General features: G+C 55.0%; 19 protein-coding genes. 10 read left to right on the top strand and 9 right to left on the bottom strand.

Translation table 11 applies throughout. The features are described 5' to 3' along the window. Nucleotides 1-70: 70 nt before the first annotated feature. The 6 genes from hypF to hyaA are packed head-to-tail and all read right to left on the bottom strand — an operon-like array spanning nt 71 to nt 8,501. Nucleotides 71-2,497, bottom strand: coding sequence for a carbamoyltransferase HypF (gene hypF, locus E1N14_RS11530; protein WP_025010288.1), 2,427 nt, complete (start codon nt 2,495-2,497; stop codon nt 71-73). Beyond that, the gene (locus tag E1N14_RS11525) at nt 2,497-4,380 is read right to left on the bottom strand and encodes a hypothetical protein (protein ID WP_062793449.1); all 1,884 of its coding nucleotides are present in this window, start codon (nt 4,378-4,380) and stop codon (nt 2,497-2,499) included. Before E1N14_RS11525 ends, hypF begins: the two co-directional genes overlap by 1 nt. Then, nucleotides 4,367-4,966, bottom strand: a complete 600-nt coding sequence (locus tag E1N14_RS11520; RefSeq protein ID WP_025010289.1) for a HyaD/HybD family hydrogenase maturation endopeptidase — start codon at nt 4,964-4,966, stop codon at nt 4,367-4,369. Before E1N14_RS11520 ends, E1N14_RS11525 begins: the two co-directional genes overlap by 14 nt. A gap of 7 nt (nt 4,967-4,973) precedes the next feature. Next, nucleotides 4,974-5,645: a Ni/Fe-hydrogenase, b-type cytochrome subunit gene (cybH, locus tag E1N14_RS11515; RefSeq protein ID WP_025010290.1), complete on the bottom strand. Its 672-nt coding sequence runs from the start codon at nt 5,643-5,645 to the stop codon at nt 4,974-4,976. 12 nt (nt 5,646-5,657) lie between these two features. After that, entirely contained in the window at nt 5,658-7,361 is a 1,704-nt protein-coding gene (gene hyaB, locus E1N14_RS11510) for a nickel-dependent hydrogenase large subunit (protein ID WP_062793450.1), read from the bottom strand. Nucleotides 7,362-7,364: 3 nt separating this feature from the next. Further along, nucleotides 7,365-8,501 carry a nickel-dependent hydrogenase small subunit gene (gene hyaA / locus E1N14_RS11505; protein WP_062793451.1) on the bottom strand — a complete coding sequence of 379 codons (1,137 nt, stop codon included), beginning with the start codon at nt 8,499-8,501 and terminating at the stop codon, nt 7,365-7,367. A 320-nt stretch (nt 8,502-8,821) separates the two neighbouring features. On the opposite strand from hyaA, the gene E1N14_RS11500 reads away from it, so the two are divergent. The 6 genes from E1N14_RS11500 to E1N14_RS11475 all read left to right on the top strand — a co-directional run bounded on the left by E1N14_RS11500 (nt 8,822) and on the right by E1N14_RS11475 (nt 14,090). Further along, the gene (locus E1N14_RS11500) at nt 8,822-9,319 is read left to right on the top strand and encodes a TlpA disulfide reductase family protein (RefSeq protein ID WP_037436893.1); all 498 of its coding nucleotides are present in this window, start codon (nt 8,822-8,824) and stop codon (nt 9,317-9,319) included. A 3-nt stretch (nt 9,320-9,322) separates the two neighbouring features. Further along, on the top strand, nt 9,323-9,547 hold the full coding sequence (locus tag E1N14_RS11495) for a DUF4266 domain-containing protein (RefSeq protein WP_037436894.1): 225 nt from the start codon (nt 9,323-9,325) through the stop codon (nt 9,545-9,547). Then, nucleotides 9,538-10,887: a DUF3570 domain-containing protein gene (locus tag E1N14_RS11490; protein ID WP_037436895.1), complete on the top strand. Its 1,350-nt coding sequence runs from the start codon at nt 9,538-9,540 to the stop codon at nt 10,885-10,887. Before E1N14_RS11495 ends, E1N14_RS11490 begins: the two co-directional genes overlap by 10 nt. Nucleotides 10,888-10,944: 57 nt before the next feature. Continuing rightward, nucleotides 10,945-11,877 carry an FAD:protein FMN transferase gene (locus E1N14_RS11485; protein ID WP_037436896.1) on the top strand — a complete coding sequence of 311 codons (933 nt, stop codon included), beginning with the start codon at nt 10,945-10,947 and terminating at the stop codon, nt 11,875-11,877. Nucleotides 11,878-12,042: 165 nt separating this feature from the next. Next, nucleotides 12,043-12,702, top strand: a complete 660-nt coding sequence (locus E1N14_RS11480; protein WP_025010295.1) for a response regulator — start codon at nt 12,043-12,045, stop codon at nt 12,700-12,702. Beyond that, nucleotides 12,699-14,090 (top strand): ATP-binding protein, encoded by a 1,392-nt coding sequence (locus tag E1N14_RS11475; RefSeq protein ID WP_025010296.1) that lies wholly within the window; start codon nt 12,699-12,701, stop codon nt 14,088-14,090. The genes E1N14_RS11480 and E1N14_RS11475 overlap by 4 nt, the downstream gene beginning before the upstream one ends. Before the next feature lie 95 nt (nt 14,091-14,185). On the opposite strand, the gene E1N14_RS11470 is transcribed toward E1N14_RS11475, so the two are convergent. The 3 genes from E1N14_RS11470 to E1N14_RS11460 form a co-directional block, all read right to left on the bottom strand. Next, nucleotides 14,186-16,135 carry a TonB-dependent receptor plug domain-containing protein gene (locus tag E1N14_RS11470; RefSeq protein ID WP_082813096.1) on the bottom strand — a complete coding sequence of 650 codons (1,950 nt, stop codon included), beginning with the start codon at nt 16,133-16,135 and terminating at the stop codon, nt 14,186-14,188. Between the two features lie 385 nt (nt 16,136-16,520). Next, entirely contained in the window at nt 16,521-16,931 is a 411-nt protein-coding gene (gene nikR / locus E1N14_RS11465; protein WP_025010297.1) for a nickel-responsive transcriptional regulator NikR, read from the bottom strand. 27 nt (nt 16,932-16,958) lie between these two features. Continuing rightward, nucleotides 16,959-17,270, bottom strand: coding sequence for a hypothetical protein (locus tag E1N14_RS11460; protein ID WP_025010298.1), 312 nt, complete (start codon nt 17,268-17,270; stop codon nt 16,959-16,961). Between the two features lie 306 nt (nt 17,271-17,576). Between E1N14_RS11460 and E1N14_RS11455 the strand changes: the two genes are divergently transcribed. The 4 genes from E1N14_RS11455 to E1N14_RS11440 all read left to right on the top strand — a co-directional run bounded on the left by E1N14_RS11455 (nt 17,577) and on the right by E1N14_RS11440 (nt 22,739). Beyond that, a complete protein-coding gene (locus tag E1N14_RS11455) occupies nt 17,577-19,121 on the top strand; it encodes an ABC transporter substrate-binding protein (protein ID WP_247600868.1) in 1,545 nt (514 codons plus the stop codon). After that, entirely contained in the window at nt 19,112-20,173 is a 1,062-nt protein-coding gene (locus E1N14_RS11450; RefSeq protein WP_081782911.1) for an ABC transporter permease, read from the top strand. Before E1N14_RS11455 ends, E1N14_RS11450 begins: the two co-directional genes overlap by 10 nt. An 89-nt stretch (nt 20,174-20,262) precedes the next feature. Then, nucleotides 20,263-22,035, top strand: coding sequence for an ATP-binding cassette domain-containing protein (locus E1N14_RS11445; RefSeq protein ID WP_247600870.1), 1,773 nt, complete (start codon nt 20,263-20,265; stop codon nt 22,033-22,035). Further along, nucleotides 22,032-22,739, top strand: coding sequence for an ATP-binding cassette domain-containing protein (locus E1N14_RS11440; protein ID WP_247600872.1), 708 nt, complete (start codon nt 22,032-22,034; stop codon nt 22,737-22,739). The genes E1N14_RS11445 and E1N14_RS11440 overlap by 4 nt, the downstream gene beginning before the upstream one ends. Nucleotides 22,740-22,784 lie beyond the last annotated feature (45 nt).

Here is a 22,784-nt window from a genome sequence, read left to right as displayed (position 1 = left end):
ACTCCCTTTGGTTCCTTAATCTGAGCATGCGCCGCTTTGGCGGCAGATGCCTTGATATCAATCAGTAATTTCAACGTTCGGCCAGGCTCTGTGTGAGCCCGGGTTGATGTAATCCATACCAGAGCTGCCCGAGGGCGATACCGCCATCATTGACCGGCACCAGGCCGGGTTTCAAGCGGTGAAATTCAAGCCGGGCGAGTTCCCGGTGGCAGTATTCACTGAGAAGTCTACTTTGAAACACGCCGCCGCTCAGTACCAGCGGCAGCTCGTCTATTCCTTCGGCCTTGAGCCAGTTACGGGCCTTGAGCGCCGCGGCGATAATCCCCTTGCCTATGGCCTGAATAAAGGCCAGCGCCAGCAGTTCACTGTCCGGCTCGGTGCGCCAGGCTTGCAGCAGCGCTGAAAATAACGGCGCGCTTTGCCATTGCCCAAGCACCAGCTCGGCGCGAGTGTTTGTCGGTTCGAGCTCATGTTCAAGCTTCGGCTCTAAGCCAAGCTTCTCGGCGCTTTGCTGTTTCCCGGCGGCAATGGCTCTGCGGGCAAGGGTTTCCAGGATAATCCCGGCCTGGCCTTCATATTGGCTGAGTCTCAAGCTCGCCAGCAGCGCGGCGGCGGCATCGAATAAACGGCCTATGGAGTGGCTCTTGGGGCCTATGCCACTGCTGGCGAGCTTGCCAAGGTTGGCCAGCTTGGCTGCAGGCTCGGCGGCAAAGACCGCCAATTGCTGCAACTCTTCAATGTCATGGTTTTGCAACAGCAGGCTATAGAGCAGGCGCCAAGGCTCGCGAATGGCCTGCTCGCCTCCGAGCAGTGTCATGGGACTCAGGGTTGCCAGACGCTGAAATCCCTGACAGTCGGCCAGCAGCAGTTCGCCGCCCCAGAGCTGGTTGTCATCTCCAAGCCCTGTGCCATCAAAGCTGAAGCCCAGCACCTTGCCGCTGTAATCATTGGCTGCCATCACCGCCAGCAGATGGGCGAAGTGATGCTGCACCTCAAGCTGCCGAGTACTTTGACGCTCGGCCCAGCGGCTGGACGCGTAGTCGGGGTGTTTATCGCGGATGATGGCCTCGGGCTCAAAGCGGTACAGGCGATGGAAATTCTGCAAAGTGCGCTCGAAATAGCCTTCTGCCTCAACACTGAAAAGATCGCCTATATGGGGGCTGAGATAGAGCTGATTACCGATATTGAGCGCCAGGGTGTTTTTCTGTTGTGGGCCCACGGCCAGCAGTGACGGCAGCTTGTTGGAGCTGTTGTCTCCAGAGTCCTTACTCGCCAAGCTCTTGCTTGGCAGGCTCAGCGGTGCATAACCGCGGGCGAGACGCAGTACTTGCAGTTCATCATCCAGCATCTGCACCACAGAGTCGTCACAGCCGTTGATGATGGGGCGGTTATGATCCAGTATTGCATCGACCACAGCCAGAGGTGGTTTGCCGAGTTGCCGTAGCACCTCGTCGCCGTCTGTGATAATCGGTTCGCCGGAGCGGTTGGCACTGGTGGCCACCAGCGGCCGCTGCAGGCCATCGAGCAGCAGGGTATGCAGCGGCGTATAAGGCAGGAACAAACCCAGCCGATCGATATCCGGCGCTATGGCGCTGCTGAGTGCCGGAGCGTCAGTCTGGTGTTGCTTCTTGGCCATAAGCACAATCGGCCGCTCCTGACTACTGAGCAGTTGCCATTCGGCGCTCGAGCCTTCGGCATATTGTTTGGCGAACTCGATTGAGGGCATCATCAGTGCCAGCGGCTTGGCCGGGCGGCACTTGCGGCGCCTAAGTTCAGTGACTGCGTCATGATTACCGGCATCGCAGATCAGATGAAAGCCCCCTAGGCCCTTGATGGCGAGGATTTTGCCCTGTTCGATAAGGGCAATGGTTTGCGCCAGCGCTTGCTCTCTCTTGGCGAGGATTTCGCCGCCTGCGCCACGCAGTGTCAGCTCGGGGCCACATTTGGGGCAACTGACCGGCTGGGCGTGATAGCGCCTGTCCATAGGGTCTTCATAGGCCTGGCGGCAGGCATCACAAAGGGCAAAGCCCGCCATGGCGGTATTGTGTCTGTCGTAGGGCAGGTTGCGGATAATGGTGTATCTGGGGCCGCAGTGGGTGCAGTTGGTGAAGGGGTAACCGAAGTGGCGATTGTTGGGATCGCGAATCTCGGCCAAGCAGGCATCGCAGCTGCTCTTGTCGCTGCCCACAGTGACTATGGCCGCCGCTTGCCCCGCACTGCTGTGCGCTATGGTGAAATCTTGCAAGTCCTGCACTTGGGCATGGCTGACGGTGAGCTCATCAATGCGGCACAGCGGCGGGCGCTCGGTATCGAGCGCGGCTCGAAATCCTGCCAGCGCCATCTCCGGACCTTGCACCAATATGCTGACGCCCTGGCCATCGTTGAGCACATGGCCCGTGAGCTGAAAGCGTTTTGCCAACTGGAAAATCCAGGGGCGAAAACCCACTCCCTGGACTATGCCTTTGATATTTAAGCTTTGGGCAACAAGCGCTGTCATCAGCGCCTCCTTTGCCTGAGCCAAAGTGCGCCGGCGGCGAGTAGGGCGCCATCGAGATCGAGCTGCTGACTGGCTGCCAGCGGGAAGTTTTTGCCGATGCGAATGGCGATTCTCTTGCTCAGAACCGGGTTGGCCATGGCGCTGCCGGCCAGAAAGACACAATCTATACCAACGCTGAGATCCAGATGCTCGACCCAGTTGGCCAGATAGTCGGCCAGTGAATCCTGGGCGGCGAAGCAGAGCTTGGCGGCATCTGTGTAACCGGCGAGGCGGAAACTCATGACAGTGCCCAGCGTTTTGCACCAGTTAAGGCCGCGCACCGCTTCGCCCTTGGCCAAGGGGTAATCGATTCGCGGTGCGTTGGCGCCCTTGTAACTCATGGCGGCGGCGATAAAGGCATCTTTAAGCTCAGTGGCCGACTGACCCTGCTGACCAAGCCCACTGATGATGGCGATAACGGCCCATAGCGCATCCAACCCGGGGAAGGCGGATGGCTGCTGACTGCCAAAATCCAGCAGGCGGTTATAACACTCGGGGAATTGGCTTTTGAATTTTTGCACCACAGTGCGCTGCGGGCTTTGCTCCAGTGCGTGTACTATCTCATAGCCGCTGGCGGGCAGTTGAGTCAGCTCAAAGAAGCACTCTTGTTTGCCGTCCTTATCCAGATAGCGTATTTGTGAGGGATTCGAGCCACTGAAATAGAGCAGTGCGGCTTTTTTTATACCTGAGAATTCGGCCAGCAGCGCGTTGAAGGCGCATTCGGCGCCGTGATCGGTGGCCACTTGCCAGATATTCGCGTCATTCTCCGTGGCCGCTCTCAATACAATTTGCGGCTCTTTTGGGTTGCCTGGGCTTTGAACGGTCGCCACTGATTTGCCGAACCTTGCCTCATCGTGCAGGGTTTCCGGCAAGGCATGGCCTGAGCTTGCCTTACTCAGCCGCGCCTGGTGAGCATAGAGCGGCAGATAGTGACCGGCTATCCAGCATAGCTCTACACGGGAAGGCTGGGATAACTCGACCGCAAACAGATAATCGCAGCCCTTGATACGCAAATACTCGCAGATGATCAGCAGCAGTCTGCTATCGGCAAACGCCACTGAGTACAAGGGCTGTGTGAGCCTGGGGTGCTGCGAGCAGGGTCTTAATTGCAGCGCAGGTTTTTCCATCGAAGAAAGCGCCAGCACTTCGGCATCGGTCAGCAGGAAGTGGGCGTTGAGGCTATTGGGATTGCAGCAGATAAGTGTTTGGCCGCTGGGTATGCCCTGAGGCATATCATCTTGTTTGCGACTCAGTTTTAGGCGCCGATTGCCGCTGTCGGTGAGCGTGAGCGATTTGCCCTCAAGCAGTTGCTCGGCCATGGCGCGGATATCGCTTGGTTGCAGGGCGCAGAGTTCCGGCTCAGCCAATACCGCCTCTTCGCCAAGGCAGTGGGGGCAGGGCAAACGGATATTGGCAAAATCAGGGTGTTGGTTATCGCCCAAACGAGGCTGGCAGTACTGACAAAACGCCAGGCTCGGCCGAGTGGTTGAATTGGGAAGTACGTCGGCTAAAGCCAGTGGCGTGGCGGCGCCGAGTCTTTCCTCTGCCAGTAAAATACGTGAGTCCAGCAAGCTGGTGCTCAAGAGAAAATCACCCGCAATTTCATCGGCGAGCTGCTCAAGCTCACTCTGGCTCCCCTCGGCTTCGAGAATATATCGCCAGAGGATCCTGGGCGCCTGATGATTGTGCTCTAGGGCGGCAGCAGTGCTTTGCTTGGCCGCGGATTTCAACGGCAACAGGGCGATAGTGATATTCAGCTTATCGTAATTAAGATATTGGTTACATAAATGCCCATACCAAGGCTGCTGCGAGGCGCAGTCAAATTCGAATCTAACGAGTTTCATGGGATGTTTCCGGCAGTTTGTCTTCTTCATCGACCGTTGCAGTTACAGACAGCTTTGGGCGATAGGAGTGGGGAATAAGGGCTTCTATGTCAGTGTTACCGGTTTTTTGGCATTGCCAGCCAAGGTGCTGCAGATAGTTGATAAGCGTGGTTTCCATCAAGGGCACGGCGGCGGCAATTTGCGGTGTGAGCCCAAGCGTCATGGGTTCAATCACGGTTGGGGTGATGCCAAGCACCATGGTGTGGGGCCTGTCGCCAAGCATCTCCATCATGATCAGGGTTTGCAGCATTTCCACTTCATGGGCGCTGCCTTGCCAATCGATTTCAGGCGGAGCCTTATCGAAGTCGAAGAAATAGACTTCGCCGGGTTTGGCGCCTGCGGCATTGACTGTATCGACCAAGAGCAAAGCGTCGTACTTGGCAATGATGGGGGTAAGCCCCTGTGCCAAGGTGCCGCCGTCGAGGAGATCGAGCTGGTCGCTTGGGTGAGTAAATTGATAGTTTTCATTGAGGTAATTGACAAAATGTACGCCGATACCTTCATCGGCGTACAGGACATTGCCAATACCCAGCAGCAATATCTTCATCTGACCTCTAGTGCTTGTCCGGGTGATAGTCATAACCCGAGACGATAGAGTCCACTGAGTTATGTTTGAAGCGGATACCTGTCCAGACTGCCATATAAACGTGGATAACCACGAAGATGACAAAGGCCCAGGTCAGATAATGGTGCCAGATCCTGACGATGGCCAGGCCACCCATCTGCGCCGTGATCCAGCCGGAGATATCCCACAGCCAGCCGCCCATACCTTGATGGTAGACGTTGGCATAGAGTACCAGACCGGTAATACAGATCACCGCGGCCATAACAGACACTGCCAGATAGGTCATAAATTGCAGTGGGCCATAGACACCGGCCTTGTTCAGCTTACCCATCCACAGATAGGACTTGAGCTGAACTATCCAACTTTTCACGCTCATCACATCCCGAAACGAGCGCCGCTCAATATCGCTCTTGCTGAAGAAGAACAGATAAGCTCGGGCCAGGGTAATGGCACAGAGGATAAAGCCGAAGATCAGGTGGGCAAAGCGGATCCAGCCTTGCACCAACACATCACTGGATTCGGGCGCCACCAGAAATGGCCAGGCGATATAAAAGCCTGTCATTACAAGTACCAAAATGGCCAGCGCTCTGAGCCAGTGAAATATCCGGATCGCGGCGCTGAATACTATCTCCTGTTTATAGGAAACACTCGATGTAGCCATGACGCTTCCTCCTTAGCGGGCATTGGGATCGATACGGAATTCGCCCAAGGATTGCCCCTTGTAATCCATCACGTGTACGGCGCAGGCCATACAGGGATCGAAAGAGTGAATAATGCGGATCACTTCCAGCGGCTTGGCGGGATCTTCAAGTTTCAAGCCTATCAGTGATGCCTCATAAGGTCCCATCTGTCCCTTGGCATCCACCGGTCCTGCGTTCCAGGTGGTGGGCACCACGGCCTGATAGTTTTCCACCAGTCCCCCCTTGATGCGGATCCAGTGACTGAGCATACCGCGGGGAGCTTCAATCATGGAGTGGCCGACATACTCTTTGTTGCTGTCGAGCTCAGGCTTGATATAAGTGCTGTCGTCACTCTGGATATTGGTCAGCAGGGCGTCGAAGGTGCGCAATCCCTCTTTGGCCACAATCGAGGTTTGCAACATACGCGCCGCGGTGCGGCCAAGGGTGGTGAACAGGGCTTCAATCGGCAAGCCGGTACGTTGCAGCAAACCATTGACGGCATCGACTACCACTTGATTGCCTCTGGCATAGTTCACCAGCAGGCAGGCGAGTGGGCCCACTTCCACAGGTTCACCTTGGTAACGGGGGGATTTCACCCAGCTGTATTTGTTGTCACCATCCAGGGTCGGCAGTTTGCCGTAAACCGTGTCGCGCTCTACAAAGCCGGTGTAATCAGGAATTGTGGTGCCATCGTAAGGGTGTTGCGGCTTGTCGGCCTTGTACCAGGCGTGGGTGACATCTTCGGCGATCAGATCCGGGTTGATATCGCTGACACCGGCCAGGTCGCCCTTGAGGATAACCCCTTGTTCAAACAGATACTCACCATCGGCTGTGACAAAGTCGTTGGTAGCCATAAAGCTCTTGATGTTAACGCCGCCCAGTACCGAGGCTTCGCCGCCGAAGGCTTCGGCCGCCATCACGATATCGGCCTTGTAACCACGCTCGATAAAGTCAGCCACAATGGCATGTTTTTGTTTCCACTCCTGTAATCTTGCCGGGCTTAGCATATCACGCACCGAGGTAACACCGCCGACCACCAGAGACTGAGGGTGAGGCTGCTTGCCGCCGAAAATCGCCATCATCTCTGCCGCAACCCGCTGTACTTCCAGTGCCTTGAGATAGTGCGACAGGGCAATCAGGTTCTGCTCTGGGGTGAATTTATAGGTACCGTTACCCCAATAGGCGTTGGCGAAAGGCCCAAGCTTACCGGTTTCGACAAAGCCTTTGACTCTCTCCTGAACGGCCCTGAGTTCACCTTCACCGGCGGCAATCGGCTTGTCTGTGTACTTGAGTGCTACTTGAGCCGCCTTGGCGGGATCGGCACTGAGAGCGGAAACCACATCCACCCAGTCCAGACCATGCAGATGATAGAAATGCACTATATGGTCGTGCATAAACAGTGAAGTGTGCATCAAGGAGCGCAGATAGCGGGCGTTGAGCGGAATTTTCATCCCGAGGGCATTTTCCACCGCTTCGGTGCCGCAGCGATAGTGGGAATAGGTACACACACCGCAGATCCGCTGCACGATAAGGCCCACATCCATAGGCGTACGGCCCTTGAGGATCACCTCAATACCGCGCCACAGGGTGGAGGAAGACCAGGCTTTTTGCACCACATTGTTTTCATCGACTTCCACCTCAACACGCAGGTGGCCTTCGATACGGGTAATGGGATCTATGACTACACGTTGGTTCATTGATTAATCCTCCTTCGAACCGGCAAACAGACTGGCAACCGCATGGGCGCCGATACCCACCACAGTGGCACCGAGAATGACAGCGCCTATGGTATCGGCGGTGGCATCCAGGCCATGCAGCAGTTGTCTGCCAAGAGGTTTTTCAAAGTCAGCCATATCATCCCAGAAGTTGGGCTCAGAGCAGCCCATGCAGCCATGACCGGCCAGCACAGGCCAACTGGTATGGTGATTGAAGCGCTCGGTCGGGCAGTTGTTGTAGGTGTAAGGGCCCTTACAGCCTACCTTGTAGAGGCAGTAGCCTTCTTTGGCGCCGGTATCGCCGAATTCCTCAACAAATTCACCGGCGTCGAAACGGCCACGGCGTTCGCAATTGTCGTGCACCCTGGCACCATAGGCCCACTTGGGCCGATTGAACATGTCCAGGGCAGGGAGCTTGCCAAACATGATGAAGTACATCAGGGTGCCGACAATATTCTTTTCACTCGGTGGGCAGCCACCCAGGTTAATCACTGTCTTGTTGACCACTTCATGGACGCCCTTGGCACCGGTTGGGTTGGGCGCTGCGGCCTGAACCCCGCCGAAGGAGGCACAGGTACCCACAGAAATTATCGCGGCAGCACCTTCGGCGGCGTGCTTGATGATTTCAAGCCCGGTGTGGCCCTTACAGCCGACCGTTAAGAAGGCGCCGTTGTTGGCCGTTGGCACAGCCCCTTCAACCGCCAGCAGGTAGTTGCCTTTGTAGGCTTCAAGGGCGTGCTCCAGATTCTCTTCTGCTTGCCAGCCGGCGGCAGCCATCAGGGTCTCGTGGTATTCCAGCGAGATATGATCGAAGATCAACGAATCCAGATTCGGCGTGTCGGCACGCACCAGAGATTCGGAGCAACCTGTGCACTCGGCCAGATGCAACCAAATCAGAGGTACCCGATCGGCCAGTTCGGCAGCTTCGGCCACCAGGTTGGAGAAGGGCAAGGGCAACGCCAGCATGGCGGTAACCGATGCACTCCACTTCATAAAGTCACGGCGGGTCAGGCCGTGATCCAGCATACGTTCCTGTAAAGATTTGTCCTGGCGGGCGGGCAGCTGACGCAATTTCTCCAGCCGTTGCCGTCCTTGCTCGTAAAGGGCTGCATGTGTGTCCATGGTTGAACCTTTTATTTATAAGAATGTAATAGCTTTTAACTCATACAAATCACGCCTATGAGTGTAGGTCGCAACTGACTCATTAAAGTTGATATGCATCAAGATTTCTGTCTGGGTGTGATTTTTGATATGTTTACTTTTTCATTACATGATCGGGATCAAAATGGCTATTGTTAATAGTGGACAAATTGTCCAACTATCTCTTTTTGGGCATTTAAGATTTACTGATTGGCAAACTTAAAATCCTTATCTATCCGTTTTATGGCTGTTTTTTTAAAGTAGCAGCCACAGACTGCAAGTTTACGTCGAGGAACCAACTGATGAAGGCCAAAAAATTGTCGCAACTGTCATTTGTGATACTCATGTTGCTTATTTGTGGCTTGGGACAGGCAGAAACGCTGCAGTCCCCATTGGCGCTGGCGTTAAGCCGTGATGATGGAACTCAAGTCAGCCTCAATGACTACAAGGGTAAGGTGATTTATTTGGACTTCTGGGCCTCGTGGTGTGCGCCATGTCGCAAGTCGTTCCCATGGATGCAGCATATGCATCACAAATACCGAGAGACGGACCTCGCCATAATCGCGGTGAATCTGGACACTGACTCCCAATTAGGTAGAGAGTTTCTCCAGCAACTGGATGCCGACTTTGATGTGCTTTATGACCCTGAAGGGCGACTGGCACGCAGGCTAGACTTGCAGGGGATGCCGTCAAGTTTTCTATTTGACCGGGATGGAAAACTGCTCGGTAGCCATGTTGGTTTTTTCACCGAGCGACAAAGCCAGTATGAGGCTGAACTCAAGCGTGCGTTAAAGGAGTAACAGATGCGTAGGATGCGTTTATTGGGCTTATCGCTTATTGCCACTCTTGGGTTGACAGCTTGTGCTCAACTCGGGGTTGAACCTTGGGAGCGGGATCAGTTGGCGAGAGAGGATATGTCGCTGGCACACGAAAGGCTGGACTTGGCGCTGGACGATCATATCTACTTCAGTAAAGAGGGAGCCAGTGGCGGCCGCGCATTCGCCGGAGGAGGCTGTGGATGCAATTGAAGCGGCAAAAGGGCGAAACCAATATTGCCGCAGCGCTGACACTGGCCAGCAGCTCACTGCTAGCCAGTGGTGCGACGTATGCCGGAGACAATAACCTCAGCTTCCCGGATAAAAGTGCCGACAAGGCTACCGATTGGCAGTTGGAAGCCGCGTTGATGTTTTACGGCGAGCAGGACAGGGTGACGACTCTTGAGGCGGTACTGCTGGCCAAAGGCGAATTTGATGATAGCAGCGGCCTGGATATCAAACTGGTGTTCGACAGCCTGAGCGGCGCATCGGCCACGGGCGCCGTAATGCAGCAACAGAGCCAAACCCTGACCCGGCCTTCCGGCAACGGCGAATATCAGATAGCTGCCGGTGAGCAGGTGTTGGATGACAGCTTTGATGACAAGCGGCTGCAACTGAGTGCCGCTTGGTACAAGCTCTTTGAAAATAGCTGGCAGCTGGCCGGCGGCGTTTATGGCTCACGGGAATATGATTACACTTCGCTCGGCGTCAATGGCGCCCTGGAGCATAGCTTCAACAAGAACAACAGTACCGCATCCCTGGCGTTGGCTTATGGCCTGGATACCATAGATCCGGTCGGCGGCCGACCTTTGCCGCTTGCAACCATGGCAAGAAGAGTGGACTACGACTCGGAAACGGCCTTCAGACAAGCCTTTGAGGCCAGTAGAGAAGGCGGATCGGATCATAAGCAAACCCTGGATCTGCTGCTGGGTTTTACCCAGGTGCTCAACCGTCGCTGGCTACTGCAGGGCAACTATGGTTTTTCCCTGGTTAAGGGGTACCAGACTGACCCCTACAAGGTGCTGAGCCTGGTGGACAATCTGGGTGTCACCCAGAGTTACCTTTATGAATCCAGGCCGGACTCACGGCAAAAGCAGAGCCTGTTTTTGCTGCTCAAGGGAGCGCTCGATAGGGGCGTGCTGGACCTTTCCTGGCGCTACACTTTTGATGATTGGCAGCTGGATTCCCATACGCTGGAAAGTCACTTCAGGCACTATTTCTCTGATGGCTTTTATGGCCAATTGCATCTGCGCTATTACCGCCAGAGTGCGGCATCCTTTTATCGGCCCTTGTTGCTCCAGAATGAGGGCTCAATCTCCGGCTATTCAGCTGAATTCGCCAGTGCAGACCACCGCCTTGGTGAGCTGCAAGCCTATACGCTCGGAGTTAAGCTCGGGCATAAGCTCGGCGAGGGTCGCGAGCTCAGCTACCGCCTGGAATATTATCAGCAGCAGAGTGAAAACAACGGCACCTTATTGCCCGGTGAGCTTGGCAATATGCAGCTGTTTCCAAGACTCAGGGCGGTGATTGCCCAGCTCAGCTACCGCTTTTAATCAACAGAAAGTGGAGGGAAGCAGCCTTTGACCAAGAGTCACACCTCAGCACCAGAGATGAGCCTTAGCCGTACCGACTTTGGTTTCCGAGGCCGTTTTTGCGCCATGGCCAGCCCCTGCGAGCTACTGATTGCAAGCGGTGACGAGCGTTTGGCGCTCAGCCTCACTCAAGCCGCTATCACGGAATGCCAAAGGCTTGAGCAGAAGTACAGCCGCTTTTTAGCGGGCAACTGGCTATGGCGGCTCAATCATTCAGCCGGAGCGCCTTTTATGCTGGACAGCGAGGCGGTGGCGTTGCTGCAGTTTGCCAAACGCTGCTGGCAACTGAGTGAGGGCTTATTTGATATCACCGCTGGCCCCCTGCTCGCGCTCTGGTGTTTTGAAAAGGGAAATAGGTCAGAAACTTCGTTGCCGAGCTCGACTGATATCAAAAATGCCTTGTCCCGGGTGGGCTTTCAACACCTCAAGTTCAGTCCCCATTTTGATGACAGGGCTGAAGACAAAAGCGTCCAAGAAATAACAGAGCCGCCCTGGGTTATGCTGCCAGAGGCCATGGCGTTGGACTTCGGCGGCCTGGTAAAAGAATATGCCGCCGATAGGGTTGCCGGGCTGTGCATGACCCAGGCCTCAACCACCGAGGTGCTGGTCAATCTCGGTGGCGATATCGCCGTCAGTGGTAACAGATGTTGGCAGGTGGGGATTGAAGACCCTGCCAATCTTGACCGGGCAGCGGAGCTGATATCGCTCAACATGGGCGCATTGGCCACCAGTGGTGACAGTCGCCGCTTTATTGAACATCAGGGGCGCCGCTATGGTCATATCCTGGATCCCCGTAGCGGTTACCCTGTGCAGGGCGCGCCCCGTAGTGTGACGGTTCAGGCCGCGAGCTGCATCACGGCAGGCATGTTGGCGACCCTCGCCATATTAAAGGGCGCGGCGGCAGAAGATTTTCTCAAGGCGCAGCAGCTGGAGTACAGCGTCATCAGATAACCGCTTCAATGAGGCGCGATTGCCGAAATCAGCAGCCTCCTCTTTGACTATTTGTAACTATGCTGCCATTTGAGCTTTTTTTGGGCCGCTTGATTCTTGCCTTCAGCTTGACACAGGCGCGCCGCTGCTGCGAAATAGGGGCAACCTAAACCGGATGTTATACCCATGAGAATATTGCTGATAGAAGACAATGAGTTGTTGGCTCAGGGGATATTGCTTAGCCTTGCCAAGTTGGATATGCAGGTGGATCACGTCACCAGTATCAAACAAGCCGAGGCGGCTGTGATTAATGAAACCTTCAGTGCCATAGTGCTGGATTTGGGCTTGCCTGATGGCAATGGCCGCCAACTACTGACCCAATGGCGCCGCCGCGGCATAGATACCCCGACCATAGTGTTGACCGCCAACACCGACTTTGATACCAAGCTTGCCTGCTTGGATCTCGGCGCCGATGACTATCTGGCCAAACCCTTCGATGTGCGGGAGCTGGTGGCCAGAATCAAGGCGATTGTCAGACGGCAACATGGTCTGAATCAAAACCGTTTGGAAGTGGGGGCACTGATTATCGATATGGATGCCCATCAGGTGTTGTTTCGCGGCCATCATATTCAGGTGTCGCGGCGCGAATATCAATTACTGCTAGAACTGGCCCAGTCCAGTGGCAGGGTGCTCAGCCGCAATCAGCTTGAGCAGCTGACCTATGGTTGGGACGAGGTCGGCAGTAATTCCATTGAGGTGCATATTCATCACCTGCGTAAAAAAACCGCCAATGAGCTTATCAAGACAGTGCGCGGCATAGGCTATACCTTGGTGGCAGTAGAATGAGCCGGGTATCCCTGCGTCTGGTGATGATGGCATTGATGCTGCTTGGCATCTGCCTCTCGGTAGGCATCAGCAGTTACCTCAACACCCAGGACTCTCGCCGCCAGATAGAGGAGCTGTTCGATGCCCAGATGCTGCAAAGTGCCAAGATGCTGGAGATGTTCTATGGTGCCCAGGGGCGGGGTCATCGCCTGGACATGTTGGAAAACCCACTGATCCTGAGTGTAAACCCGGGCAAGGTTAATACCTTTACCGAGCAGGCCGATGCCACTGAGCTGAGTTATGAGCTGAAACTCGCCTATCAGATGTGGACCCCGGCCAAACAACTGATGGCAAGGTCGGATAACAGCGACATTGAGCCCATGGCGCCATTTGAGCGCGGTTACCACAAGCGTTATTACCAGGGTGAGCTTTGGCATCTGCTCAGTTATTTCTCCGATGAGCTGGGCGTATGGATCATTACCGGCCAAAGAGACGATGTGCGCGGTGAGCTGGTGGAGCAGATCATGGGCAACAGCTTTATCGGCCCGGCGTTGGTGGTGCCGGCAGTGGCGTTGCTGATGGTGTTTCTCTCCTATTGGTTGCTGCAACCGCTGGAGAGCCTGGCGGCCAGGCTCAAACTCCGCAGCCCTGCGGATATGCGGCCGCTGTCCCTGCAACTGCCGAAAGAGTTGGTACCTGTGCAGGACGCGCTCAATACCTATATCACCCGCATCAGCGATAATCTGGCGCGGGAGCGGCGTTTCAGCGCCGATGCGGCGCATGAGCTCAAAACCCCGCTGGCGGTCATTAAACTGCACCGTCAGGGCTGGCAACAGGCCAAGACAGAGGCCGAGCAGCAGCTGCACCTCAATGCCATAGACACAGGCATTGGCCAGATGACCCATATGGTAGAGCAGTTGCTGTTGCTGTCTCGGGTGGAATCCCTGTCCGAGCTGGAAGTGGCGCAAACGCCGGTGGCGGTAATGGTGCAGGAAGTGCTGGATCAACTGCTGCCGCTGATTGCCGATTACAGTTGGCAGCTGGAATTGCCGGAAGAGGTGAGTGTCAGTGTCGACCCCTTCTATATGAAACTGGTGCTGAAAAACCTGCTGGAAAATGCCTGTAAGTATTCGGGCAAAGATCAGCCAATCAAAGTCAGTTGCTGGCAAGAGGGGCGCCAAGAGAGCAAACAAGTGGTTATCCAGGTGCTGGACTCAGGACCAGGCCTGCCATTGGAGCAGTGTCGGCAGTTGACTGAGCGCTTTTTCCGGATTGCCGATGAGTCAGTTCCTGGCGCGGGTCTTGGCCTGTCTATCAGTGCTCAAATTGTCGAGTTGCATAAGGGTAAGTTGAGTATTCAACCGGGCACTGAACGTGGCTTGGATGTGCGGATCATTTTGCCTGGCTAAGAGTTAGTCGAGCAAAAACAAGTAATAAGCCGAGCAGAAAGAAAAAGCCGCAGCCTCCAACGGGGCTGCGGCTCGCTTTTAAAGAAGGCAACACATCAGAACAGATAACGGTAGATTAGCTGCGCCGTACGCGGTGCGCCCAGAGTGGGGATAGGGTACTCGGCCTTGTGCCCATGTTTGAAAATAGCGCTGGTGTTGTCCTCATCAAACAGGTTATCTATCCGCAGTGTTAACTGCTGGTTTTGGCTGGCGGTCAACCACCAGTCGGCGCCTATGCCTGTCAGCAGATAGTCGCCGGCCTTGAGGCCATAATCGGTAAACTCGCCGACATAACGTCCCTGCAGATAAAGATTCAGTGAATCAGTGGCATCCCAACTGAGGCGGGCAAAGCCCATGTATTGCGGGATCCGCTCTATCTGCTGATCCTTGCCGCGCTCGCGGGCACGGTTATAACTGCCGGATAGCTCAAGTTGCCAGCCCTGTGCCGGGTTCATGATGTATTGAATATCCACCCCCTGACCCCGAACCTTGCCATCCAGGTTGGCGTACTGCCAGACATTGGTGGCGATTTCCCGTTTATCCACCAGGTTGTCGGTTTCGCGCCAGTAAGCCTCGACACTGAAAGTAAAGTTGCCTTGATAGACCAAGGTCAGATTGGTGTTGATACTCTCTTCACTCTCAAGTTCAGGGTTGCCCAGGGTACCGACCTTGGCCCAGAGCTCAGATGAAGTGGGTTGCCGAAAACCATTGCCCACGGCGGCTTTCAGTTGCCAATTTTGTCCAAGCTCCTGTTCAAGTCCCAGTGAAGCCACCCATTTATCTTCATTGTTGGCCAGGCGGTTATACCTGAGCCCCAACGCCAGCACTGTGCCGGGCAGGGCGGAAAAATGCGGCTTGTATTGCAAAAAGGCGGCCTTGGTATCGTCGGTGGGCGCTTGCAGCTCCATCACTTCATCGGCGCCATAATAGCTTTGCCACTCGATGCCGCCGAGCCAGCTGTCCCCCGAATCTGCCTGATAACGACCGCTGACCTTGGCGCCCTTGTCGGTAAAGCCCCAGTAGGCATCCCGGTAGGGGATAGTCATGCTGCCATCCGGCTCCAGGGTGATTTCAGAGTAATAGGAGTCCCAGTTTTGATAGTGAAGCCGGGTCTCCAGGCTCAGCTTATCAGTTGCCTGATATTGCCAACCGAGCCAGGCCAGTGTCTGTTTGCGCTCGTTCTCCGAGACGATGGCACTGTAGGCCAAAGGCCGCTCCAGCACGCCATTATTGTATTGGCCGAACAGGGTGATTTTGTGCTGGGCAGAAGGTTGCCAATTGAGCTTGCCGCCTATATTCATCATGCGATAACCCCGGTCTTTATCCTCTGCGGCTACCGGCGAGTACTCGTCATCTTCCCAGAATGCGTAACCGTCCGATTGACTGGAGCTGCCGCTGAGGCTGTAGCTTAGAGTATCGCTGCCGCCGCTGACATAAGCGCCGAGATCATAGCTGGTGAGGGTATCGGCGCTCAAGTTGACTTCGCCACCTTGCTCGCCATGACTGTCGCGGGTGATGATGTTGACCACTCCGGCGATGGCATCCGAGCCGTAGATCAAACCCTGAGCGCCTTTGATCACCTCAATACGTTCTATCATCATGGGGTTAATGCTGTCGGTATAGGTGGAGCCATAGAGGCGGTTATTGAGGCGGTTGCCGTCCAATAGCCAGAGTATATCCACAGGGCGACTGCCCTGAAGCGAGTAGTCGGTATCGGTGTGGCGGCCATTGCGACCGTTGGCAAAGAGCCCTGGCACAAACTGGTTGAGGATTTCGTTGATGTCCACCGCACCGGCCGACACTATCATGTCGCGGCTGATAACCGTCAGACTCTGGCCTGTATGGCTGAGGGCCAACACAGAATCATCCTGATAGCGGGTGCCGTTGACGGCGATGATCTCCATGGCTTCATCGGCCTGGCCAACCGGCACCAGCAGTGTATTGGCGGCAATAATACCAAAGGGCAACCAAGGCAGTGCCCGCTTAAAAGAGTAACTTATAAACATCTCAATAGTCCCTAAAAAGACTGAGTGAAGATTTGGCAACAGTTAACAGGGTTAACTTTCCATTGCCGCGCATTCAAAAAGGTGTGATTTGTATGAGTGCGCTAAGTTACATCGCTTATTAATACGGCGATGATTATAGAAACTCAGCCAAGGTATTTGTTGAGGCAGATCAAATTCTCAACAATGAGTATGAAAAATTTTATATTCGTAATACTCAGACCTTGCCGTCAGCGTTGCAAGATTCGGTTGCAAGTTGCTGCCATGTCAGGCTTATGGTTTAACGGGTGGAAAGGGTTGGGTTTTCAGTGTCGCTGACGTTTCTGCCGGGCATGAAGTTTTGCCCGGCGTTAGGGAAAAGTGTCTGGAGAAGGTCCAAGAGGTGAAACTAGATGATGCCCGCGCGGCTCAAACGGGCAAGGTTAACGCCTTTCAGGGCGGCGATTTGGTTGACCAGTTTATTCACCTCAGAGGCTTGCCCTTTGAGGATAATGGTTTCCAAACATCTGTGGTGATCTATATGGACATGGGTGCTGCAGAGCACATGCACCAGATGGTGGTGTTGGATCTCAATCAGTTTTTCAGTCAGGCCTCTTTGGTGATGGTCAAACACCAGAGTCAGTACGCCGACAACGTCTTCCACGCTGTTGTTCCACTGCTTATCGACTATCCTGTCGCGAAACAGATCGCGGATATACTCGGAGCGGGATTGATAGCCACGCTCGCGGCTGTCAGTTTCTATCTCTTCAAATAACGACTGGGGGAGGGAAACGGTAAAGCGTTGGGTTTCATCTGTCATGGCTGTCTCTTTGAAAAACACCTTTAATCAATAGAGCTTACACAAGCTTTGCCACAAAATGTCTTTTTCCTTCTCGGCGGGTGTGATCTGAAGCAAACTTTTTGCTTTTGGCGTTTTTTTATGCTGTTGCACCGGGGGGAATGGGAGTAGTGTTACGAAAAAATTATTCGTAATATTTGGCCGGATCCAGACCGTAATCTCCAGATCCTGATAGCCAAAAGCCCATGGTACCCGGAGTTGAAGTTGCACATAACCCGCACAGTCACCGGCTGTCTTGTATGTGAGCAAACCTTCTTGATAAAGAGACTCTAATAAAAAGGTACTTTTGAGCAAGGTCATCGCAGCTTATCCAACTTACGGTCGTGCAAATTCGGCTTGGGCCGTGTCCAGGCTGCCAGCCTTAACCTTTGTTACACCTATATGATTGAGTAACAACAAGCCGGTTTTACCGGTTTGGGTGATAACAACAAGCCAAGGCTCCAGCCAATCAACAAGCGTCACTGGCAGGGTTTCACCATTTTCGGGGAGTCTCAGGTGTTGTTTTCATCTCTTTCAAGCAATTCCCAACGCAATCAAGGCAAGCCTCCTCTATGGCACGGGCAGCCATTGTCAAAGCCTGGTCGTTTACTTGGTTTGGGCGCTTTATTGTGCACTTCGCTGCTTGCTGTATTGCCTTCCTCTGTAGATGCTTCCAATAGCCCAAAGCCTTTGGTTATGGTGCTGGGCGCCGAGCCTGATGGTGGCTTTGACCCCATCCTTGGCTGGGGGCGTTACAATAATCCGCTTATTCAATCAGCCTTGCTGCGCCGCGCCGGCGGTGGTGAGTTTATCGGCGATCTCGCCAGTGATTGGACCCTGAGCCCGGACAGGCTCAAATGGACAGTAACCCTGAGGCCCAATCTGGTGTTCAGTGACGGCAGCCCGCTTAATGCAGAGGATGTCGCCTTTACCTTTGAGCTCGCCAGAAAAGGAGCAGGCATGCAGGACTTGTCCAATCTTGCCTGGGTGGAGCAAAAGTCTGAACTGCAAGTCGAATTCACCCTCAAGCAGGCTGATATTGGCTTTATCGATACCTTGGCAGAGTTGGCGATAGTGCCAAGCGACAGTTACGGCCCGGATTATGGTCAGCATCCCATAGGCTCGGGGCCCTATAAAATGCGCCGCTGGGATAAGGGGCAGCAGTTGATCCTGGAAGCCAACCCCAGATATCAGAGTGCCGATCCCGACAACCCGTTGCTGAAAAAACCCTTTTTCGACAAATTGGTCATCGTCTTTGCCGACGAAGACAGCCGCTTTGCCATGCTCAGAACCGGGCAGTTGCAACTCTCGGCGCTGGCACCCAGATATGCCGATGCCCTGATGGAGCAGGGCAATTATCGCCTGTGGTCACAAACCAGCGTCGATAACCGCGGCATTGCCTGGCCGATGCGAGCAGAAGATAACCCGGTCACCAGTGAATTGGCGGTGCGCCAAGCCTTCGATATGGTGATCGACCGCCAGCAACTTGTCGATGGCTTGCTGGGAGGGTATGCAAGACCTGCCTGGTCAATTGCCGATGACTTGCCATGGGGCGGCGCGGTTCCTGGTTGGGCCGACTGGGATTTGAAGCAGCGTTTACTCAAAGCGTCTGAACTCTTGGCCAATGCCGGTTGGTTACCGGGAGCAGACGGCATTCGCGAAAAGAATGGGCGACGGCTGACATTCCCGCTCTACTATCTGGCCGGTGACAGCATTCGCGAGCAGTTGGCGCAGGCCAGTGCCCAGATGGCCAGAATGGCCGGGTTCGAGGTGGAGCCCAAGGCGGACAGCTGGGAAAACATCTATCGAGTGATGCATCAGGCGCCGGTACTCTTTGGCTTTGGTAGCCTTTCTGCCAATGAGATGGCGCTTATCTACGACAGTCGCAATGCCGGCAAAGGCTATTTCAATTCAGGCTACTATCAAAATCCGCTGGTGGATAAGGCGCTGGAAAAGGCTCGCGAGGCAGATTCTGTTGATAGCGCAATTGCATTCTGGCAGCAGGCGCAGCAGCAGATAATCCAGGATGTGCCCTGGAGCTGGTTGGTTAATCTGCAGCATCTGTATGCCGCCAATCCGTGTTTGTACCTGGGGCAGCCCTTGGTTGAGCCCCATGGCCATGGCTGGCCGATCACCAATAATATCAACCAGTGGCGCTGGCAATGTCCGTGAAATCACCAGCGTCAGCCTGCAAGCCGATAGTGGCTCAAAAGTGGTCGTCAGTCTACTGGCGTGGCGCCTTGCTGCGTTCAATACGGCTTGCACTGTTGTTACTGTTTGCTTGTTTGTTGGCGTTTGTGCTCTTGTCATTATCGCCGCTCGATCCCTTAATCCACTACCTTGGCGGTAACCTGCTGGCGGTATCCGATGGCCAGCGCACCCAGATGATCCGCGAGCTGGGGTTGGACACCGGACTCTGGCAGCAGATCACCAGCTACTTTTCCGCGCTGCTGAGTGGCGATATGGGACAGAGCCTGGTGTTTCGCCAGAGCGTTTCTGAGGTGATTGCCGAGCGCTTGCCGCTGTCTCTGCTGTTGATGGCGCTTTCCTGGGGACTGGCTCTGCTGCTCGGTTATGACCTAGGACTGCTGTGTGCAATCACCGAAGGGAGTTTCTGCGATCGCTGGCTACGACGCTTTGCCTGGCTGCTTTCGAGCATTCCTTCATTTTGGTTGGCGATGATAATGATAAGCCTGTTCTCTGTCACTCTGGCCTGGACGCCCGTGTGCTGCGCTGCGCCGCTTGGGCTGAGTTTTACCGAGCAGAGCCTTGGCAGCATGTTGTTGCATCTTGCTTTGCCGTTGACTGTCCTGACGCTGAGCCAGCTATCGCCCTTGGTGCTGCACACCCGGGAAAAGGTACTGGATCTCTACCACAGCGAATATGTGGGATATGCCCAAAGTCACGGTAAAGGTCGTCTTGCGGTATTCAAGAAGCATATCTTTGCCAATAGTTTGAAACCTGCGATTGTGCTGCACTTTGCCTCTTTTGCCGAGCTTTTCGGCGGCTCTATTCTCGCCGAAACCGTGTTCAACTTCCCAGGACTCGGTAGTGCTTTGGTCAAGGCAGGACTCGGCAACGATGCGCCCTTGCTGATGGGGATCACCCTGTTTTCGGCGCTGTTTGTGTTTTGCGGTAACCTGGCCGCCGAGCTTATCAGCGCCAGATTGCAGCGCGGCAGGCTCAGTGGGGGGGCGACTCATGCCGCTGGGGTGCAGGCATGATGGGCGGTTTAACGCTCTGCTTGAAAAGCCTTCAGACAAAGGATGCCCGCCGCGTCGCCATCTGGATTTGGCCGGTTTGCGGACTTCTCTTGCTGACGGCACTATGCTTGCTATTTGGCAACCATGCCAGTGAGCTTAACCTGCTGGCCAAGAGTCAGGGGCCATCCTGGACTCATCCCATGGGGACGGACTGGCTTGGGCGTGATATGGCCGAGCGCAGCGGCGCGGCCATGCTCAAAAGTCTGTGGATAGGCGCGCTGGCGGTATTGCTCAGCAGCTCGCTGGCACTGCTGCTGGCCTTGCTGGCGCAAACCGGATCCAGATGGCGCCAGGCTATATTGCTCAGCTGCGATCTCTGTATGTCGCTGCCACATCTGTTGCTGCTGATTTTACTTGCGCTGGCCTTTGGTGGCCAGGAATATGGGGTGATAGCGGCCCTGGCTTTGAGCCACTGGCCGAGACTGACCCGTTTACTCTTGCTGGAAATGGATGAAATCCTGGCTCAGCCCTATGTCAGTCTGGCGCTGGGTTTCGGCGGCTCCAGGTTCAGCACCCGCATGCGCCACTTATGGCCTCACATTATGCCACAGTGGCTGATTGGCGGGCTCAACTTGTTTCCGCATGCCTTGCTCCATGTCGCGGCGCTGAGCTTTCTTGGCTTTGGCCTCGACAGCAACGCGCCCTCCATGGGCGAACTGCTGGCTGAGGCCAATCGCTATCTGTTGCTTGGCCAATGGTGGCTGGCGCTGTTCCCCGGGCTCTTGCTGCTGAGCTTTATTCTGCTGCTGTCTAAGCTTGCCGAAAATCTGATCCAGTTTGCCAGAGACGGTATGGCCGCGCCTAAGTTGCCGGGCACCAATGCCCTGGAGTCTAAAAGCGATTTATTTTCCTCAAACTATGTTAAACCAGCCGCCGCTATTCATACCCAAGTGACAGATTTAACCCTGAAGGATAGCAATGGCAGAACCTTGCTGGATGGCCTCAATATTGAGGTGGTTCCAGGACAGGTTACCGCAGTGCTGGGGGAGAGCGGTGCCGGTAAGAGCTTGCTGGCGCTGGCTATCATGGGCAGTTTGCCAAAGGGGATAGTCATGCAATGTGCTGGCTTGATGCGGCCACAGAAGACGGCGCTTTGCGCTCAAAGCACCCAGGTGCTGGACGCCAACATTAAGATAAGCGAATTGCTCGACTGGTACTGTGATGATGCCATGCGTCCTTATCGACAGGCTCTGTACGGTGAGCTGGGTATCACAGCTGAGATCCTGGCGGCTTATCCTCCCATGCTCTCCGGCGGTATGGCCCGGCGGGTGTTGCTGGCGCAGGCCCTGCTGCAGGCGCCGGATCTACTGCTGGCCGATGAGCCTTGTTGCGGCCTGGATGAGCTTGCTGCCACCGAGCTTTACGCCTTGCTCAATGACGTTGCCAGTGGCGCCTTGCAGCTACGACTGGGTTTAGACGCCGGCCCCAAGGCGGTGCTGGTTATCAGTCATAACCTCAGGGCCGTGCTGGCCTTGGATGCCGGGCTGTATCTGCTGCGCCGCGGCCGGCTCGCCGAGGTGACGGATAGTGCCAGTCTGCGGGTGAGTCTTGCCGGGCATAAGCTGGGAGATAAGTGTGAAAGTGAAGGCTGCTACAGCCACTCCTTGCTGGCGGCATTGCCGGAAAACTGGCCTGCCAGCAGCTGTCGCTTGGCTGATGCTGAATCGAATGGCGAGCCCAAGAGTCAACTCAATAGCCGACTCGATAACCAGTCTACTAGTCAATTCGCTGGCCAATCTGCTAGTCAAGCCGCTAGTCAACAAAAGCCCCATGGTGACAGCCTGGATAGTTTCAACAACTCGCCTTGTCGGAGGCGCGCATGAGTCTAAATTCTTTGCAAACAAAACCGGCTCAATCCGGCTCTGCTTTAGAGCTTGAAAGCGCACCTTTGTCGTCTGCATCATTATCGCCGCTGCTTTCACTCAGTGGTGGCTTGGCTTACCGGGGCAGTAAGGTGATTGAGCTGCCTGAGATAGCCATTAATCGCGCCGAAATTCTCGGGATCTGGGGTGACAGTGGCTGCGGCAAGTCTACCATGGCGACGATACTCACAGGCTTGATGCCGCTTGCGGCGGGAAAGCTTGAATGCTGTCGGCAGCTCAGGCAGGTTCGCGGTCGCCCTTCACCCATTCAGTGGGTTATCCAGCAGCCGGAGCAGGCGTTCAACCCCAGATTGACCCTGGCGCAATCCTTGAATGAGAGTTGGCAGGGGCGTGATTATGCTCATCTCTTGCCCATGCTCGGCGTGGCCGAGTCTGAACTCAGACGCTGGTTGGCATCTCGCCCCGGCGGCCTTTCCGGCGGTGAGCTGCAAAGGCTCAATATTTTAAGGGCACTGGTGCCGGAAACCAGGCTGCTTATCTGTGATGAAATCACGGCCCAGCTCGATATGGTGAGTCAGCAAAGGCTTTGGCAGCAACTATTGCAGATAGCCCATGATAGGCAATTGACCTTGCTGGTGATCTCTCACGACAAACCTTTGCTCGGCGCGGTTTGCGACAGAGTGCAGCCCTTTAAGCCGGCGTAAAAATCTGTAGCTAAACCGATATTCAGCCAAAAAAAAACGCGCCCT

Source organism: Shewanella algae (assembly GCF_009183365.2).
Lineage (GTDB): Bacteria > Pseudomonadota > Gammaproteobacteria > Enterobacterales > Shewanellaceae > Shewanella > Shewanella algae.
Note: the sequence above shows the minus strand (reverse complement) of the source record. Positions and strands in the feature narration are given on the sequence as shown.

Coding starts and splice junctions, on each gene's coding strand:
- E1N14_RS11520 (WP_025010289.1), bottom strand. CDS start 4,966: ATGAAGATATTGCTGCTGGGTATTGGCAATGTCCTGTACGCCGATGAA.
- nikR (WP_025010297.1), bottom strand. CDS start 16,931: ATGACAGATGAAACCCAACGCTTTACCGTTTCCCTCCCCCAGTCGTTA.
- E1N14_RS11490 (WP_037436895.1), top strand. CDS start 9,538: ATGCAATTGAAGCGGCAAAAGGGCGAAACCAATATTGCCGCAGCGCTG.
- cybH (WP_025010290.1), bottom strand. CDS start 5,645: ATGGCTACATCGAGTGTTTCCTATAAACAGGAGATAGTATTCAGCGCC.
- E1N14_RS11525 (WP_062793449.1), bottom strand. CDS start 4,380: ATGAAACTCGTTAGATTCGAATTTGACTGCGCCTCGCAGCAGCCTTGG.
- hyaB (WP_062793450.1), bottom strand. CDS start 7,361: ATGAACCAACGTGTAGTCATAGATCCCATTACCCGTATCGAAGGCCAC.
- E1N14_RS11480 (WP_025010295.1), top strand. CDS start 12,043: ATGAGAATATTGCTGATAGAAGACAATGAGTTGTTGGCTCAGGGGATA.
- hyaA (WP_062793451.1), bottom strand. CDS start 8,501: ATGGACACACATGCAGCCCTTTACGAGCAAGGACGGCAACGGCTGGAG.
- E1N14_RS11500 (WP_037436893.1), top strand. CDS start 8,822: ATGAAGGCCAAAAAATTGTCGCAACTGTCATTTGTGATACTCATGTTG.
- E1N14_RS11450 (WP_081782911.1), top strand. CDS start 19,112: ATGTCCGTGAAATCACCAGCGTCAGCCTGCAAGCCGATAGTGGCTCAA.
- E1N14_RS11485 (WP_037436896.1), top strand. CDS start 10,945: ATGAGCCTTAGCCGTACCGACTTTGGTTTCCGAGGCCGTTTTTGCGCC.
- E1N14_RS11460 (WP_025010298.1), bottom strand. CDS start 17,270: ATGACCTTGCTCAAAAGTACCTTTTTATTAGAGTCTCTTTATCAAGAA.
- E1N14_RS11470 (WP_082813096.1), bottom strand. CDS start 16,135: ATGTTTATAAGTTACTCTTTTAAGCGGGCACTGCCTTGGTTGCCCTTT.
- hypF (WP_025010288.1), bottom strand. CDS start 2,497: ATGACAGCGCTTGTTGCCCAAAGCTTAAATATCAAAGGCATAGTCCAG.
- E1N14_RS11475 (WP_025010296.1), top strand. CDS start 12,699: ATGAGCCGGGTATCCCTGCGTCTGGTGATGATGGCATTGATGCTGCTT.
- E1N14_RS11440 (WP_247600872.1), top strand. CDS start 22,032: ATGAGTCTAAATTCTTTGCAAACAAAACCGGCTCAATCCGGCTCTGCT.
- E1N14_RS11495 (WP_037436894.1), top strand. CDS start 9,323: ATGCGTAGGATGCGTTTATTGGGCTTATCGCTTATTGCCACTCTTGGG.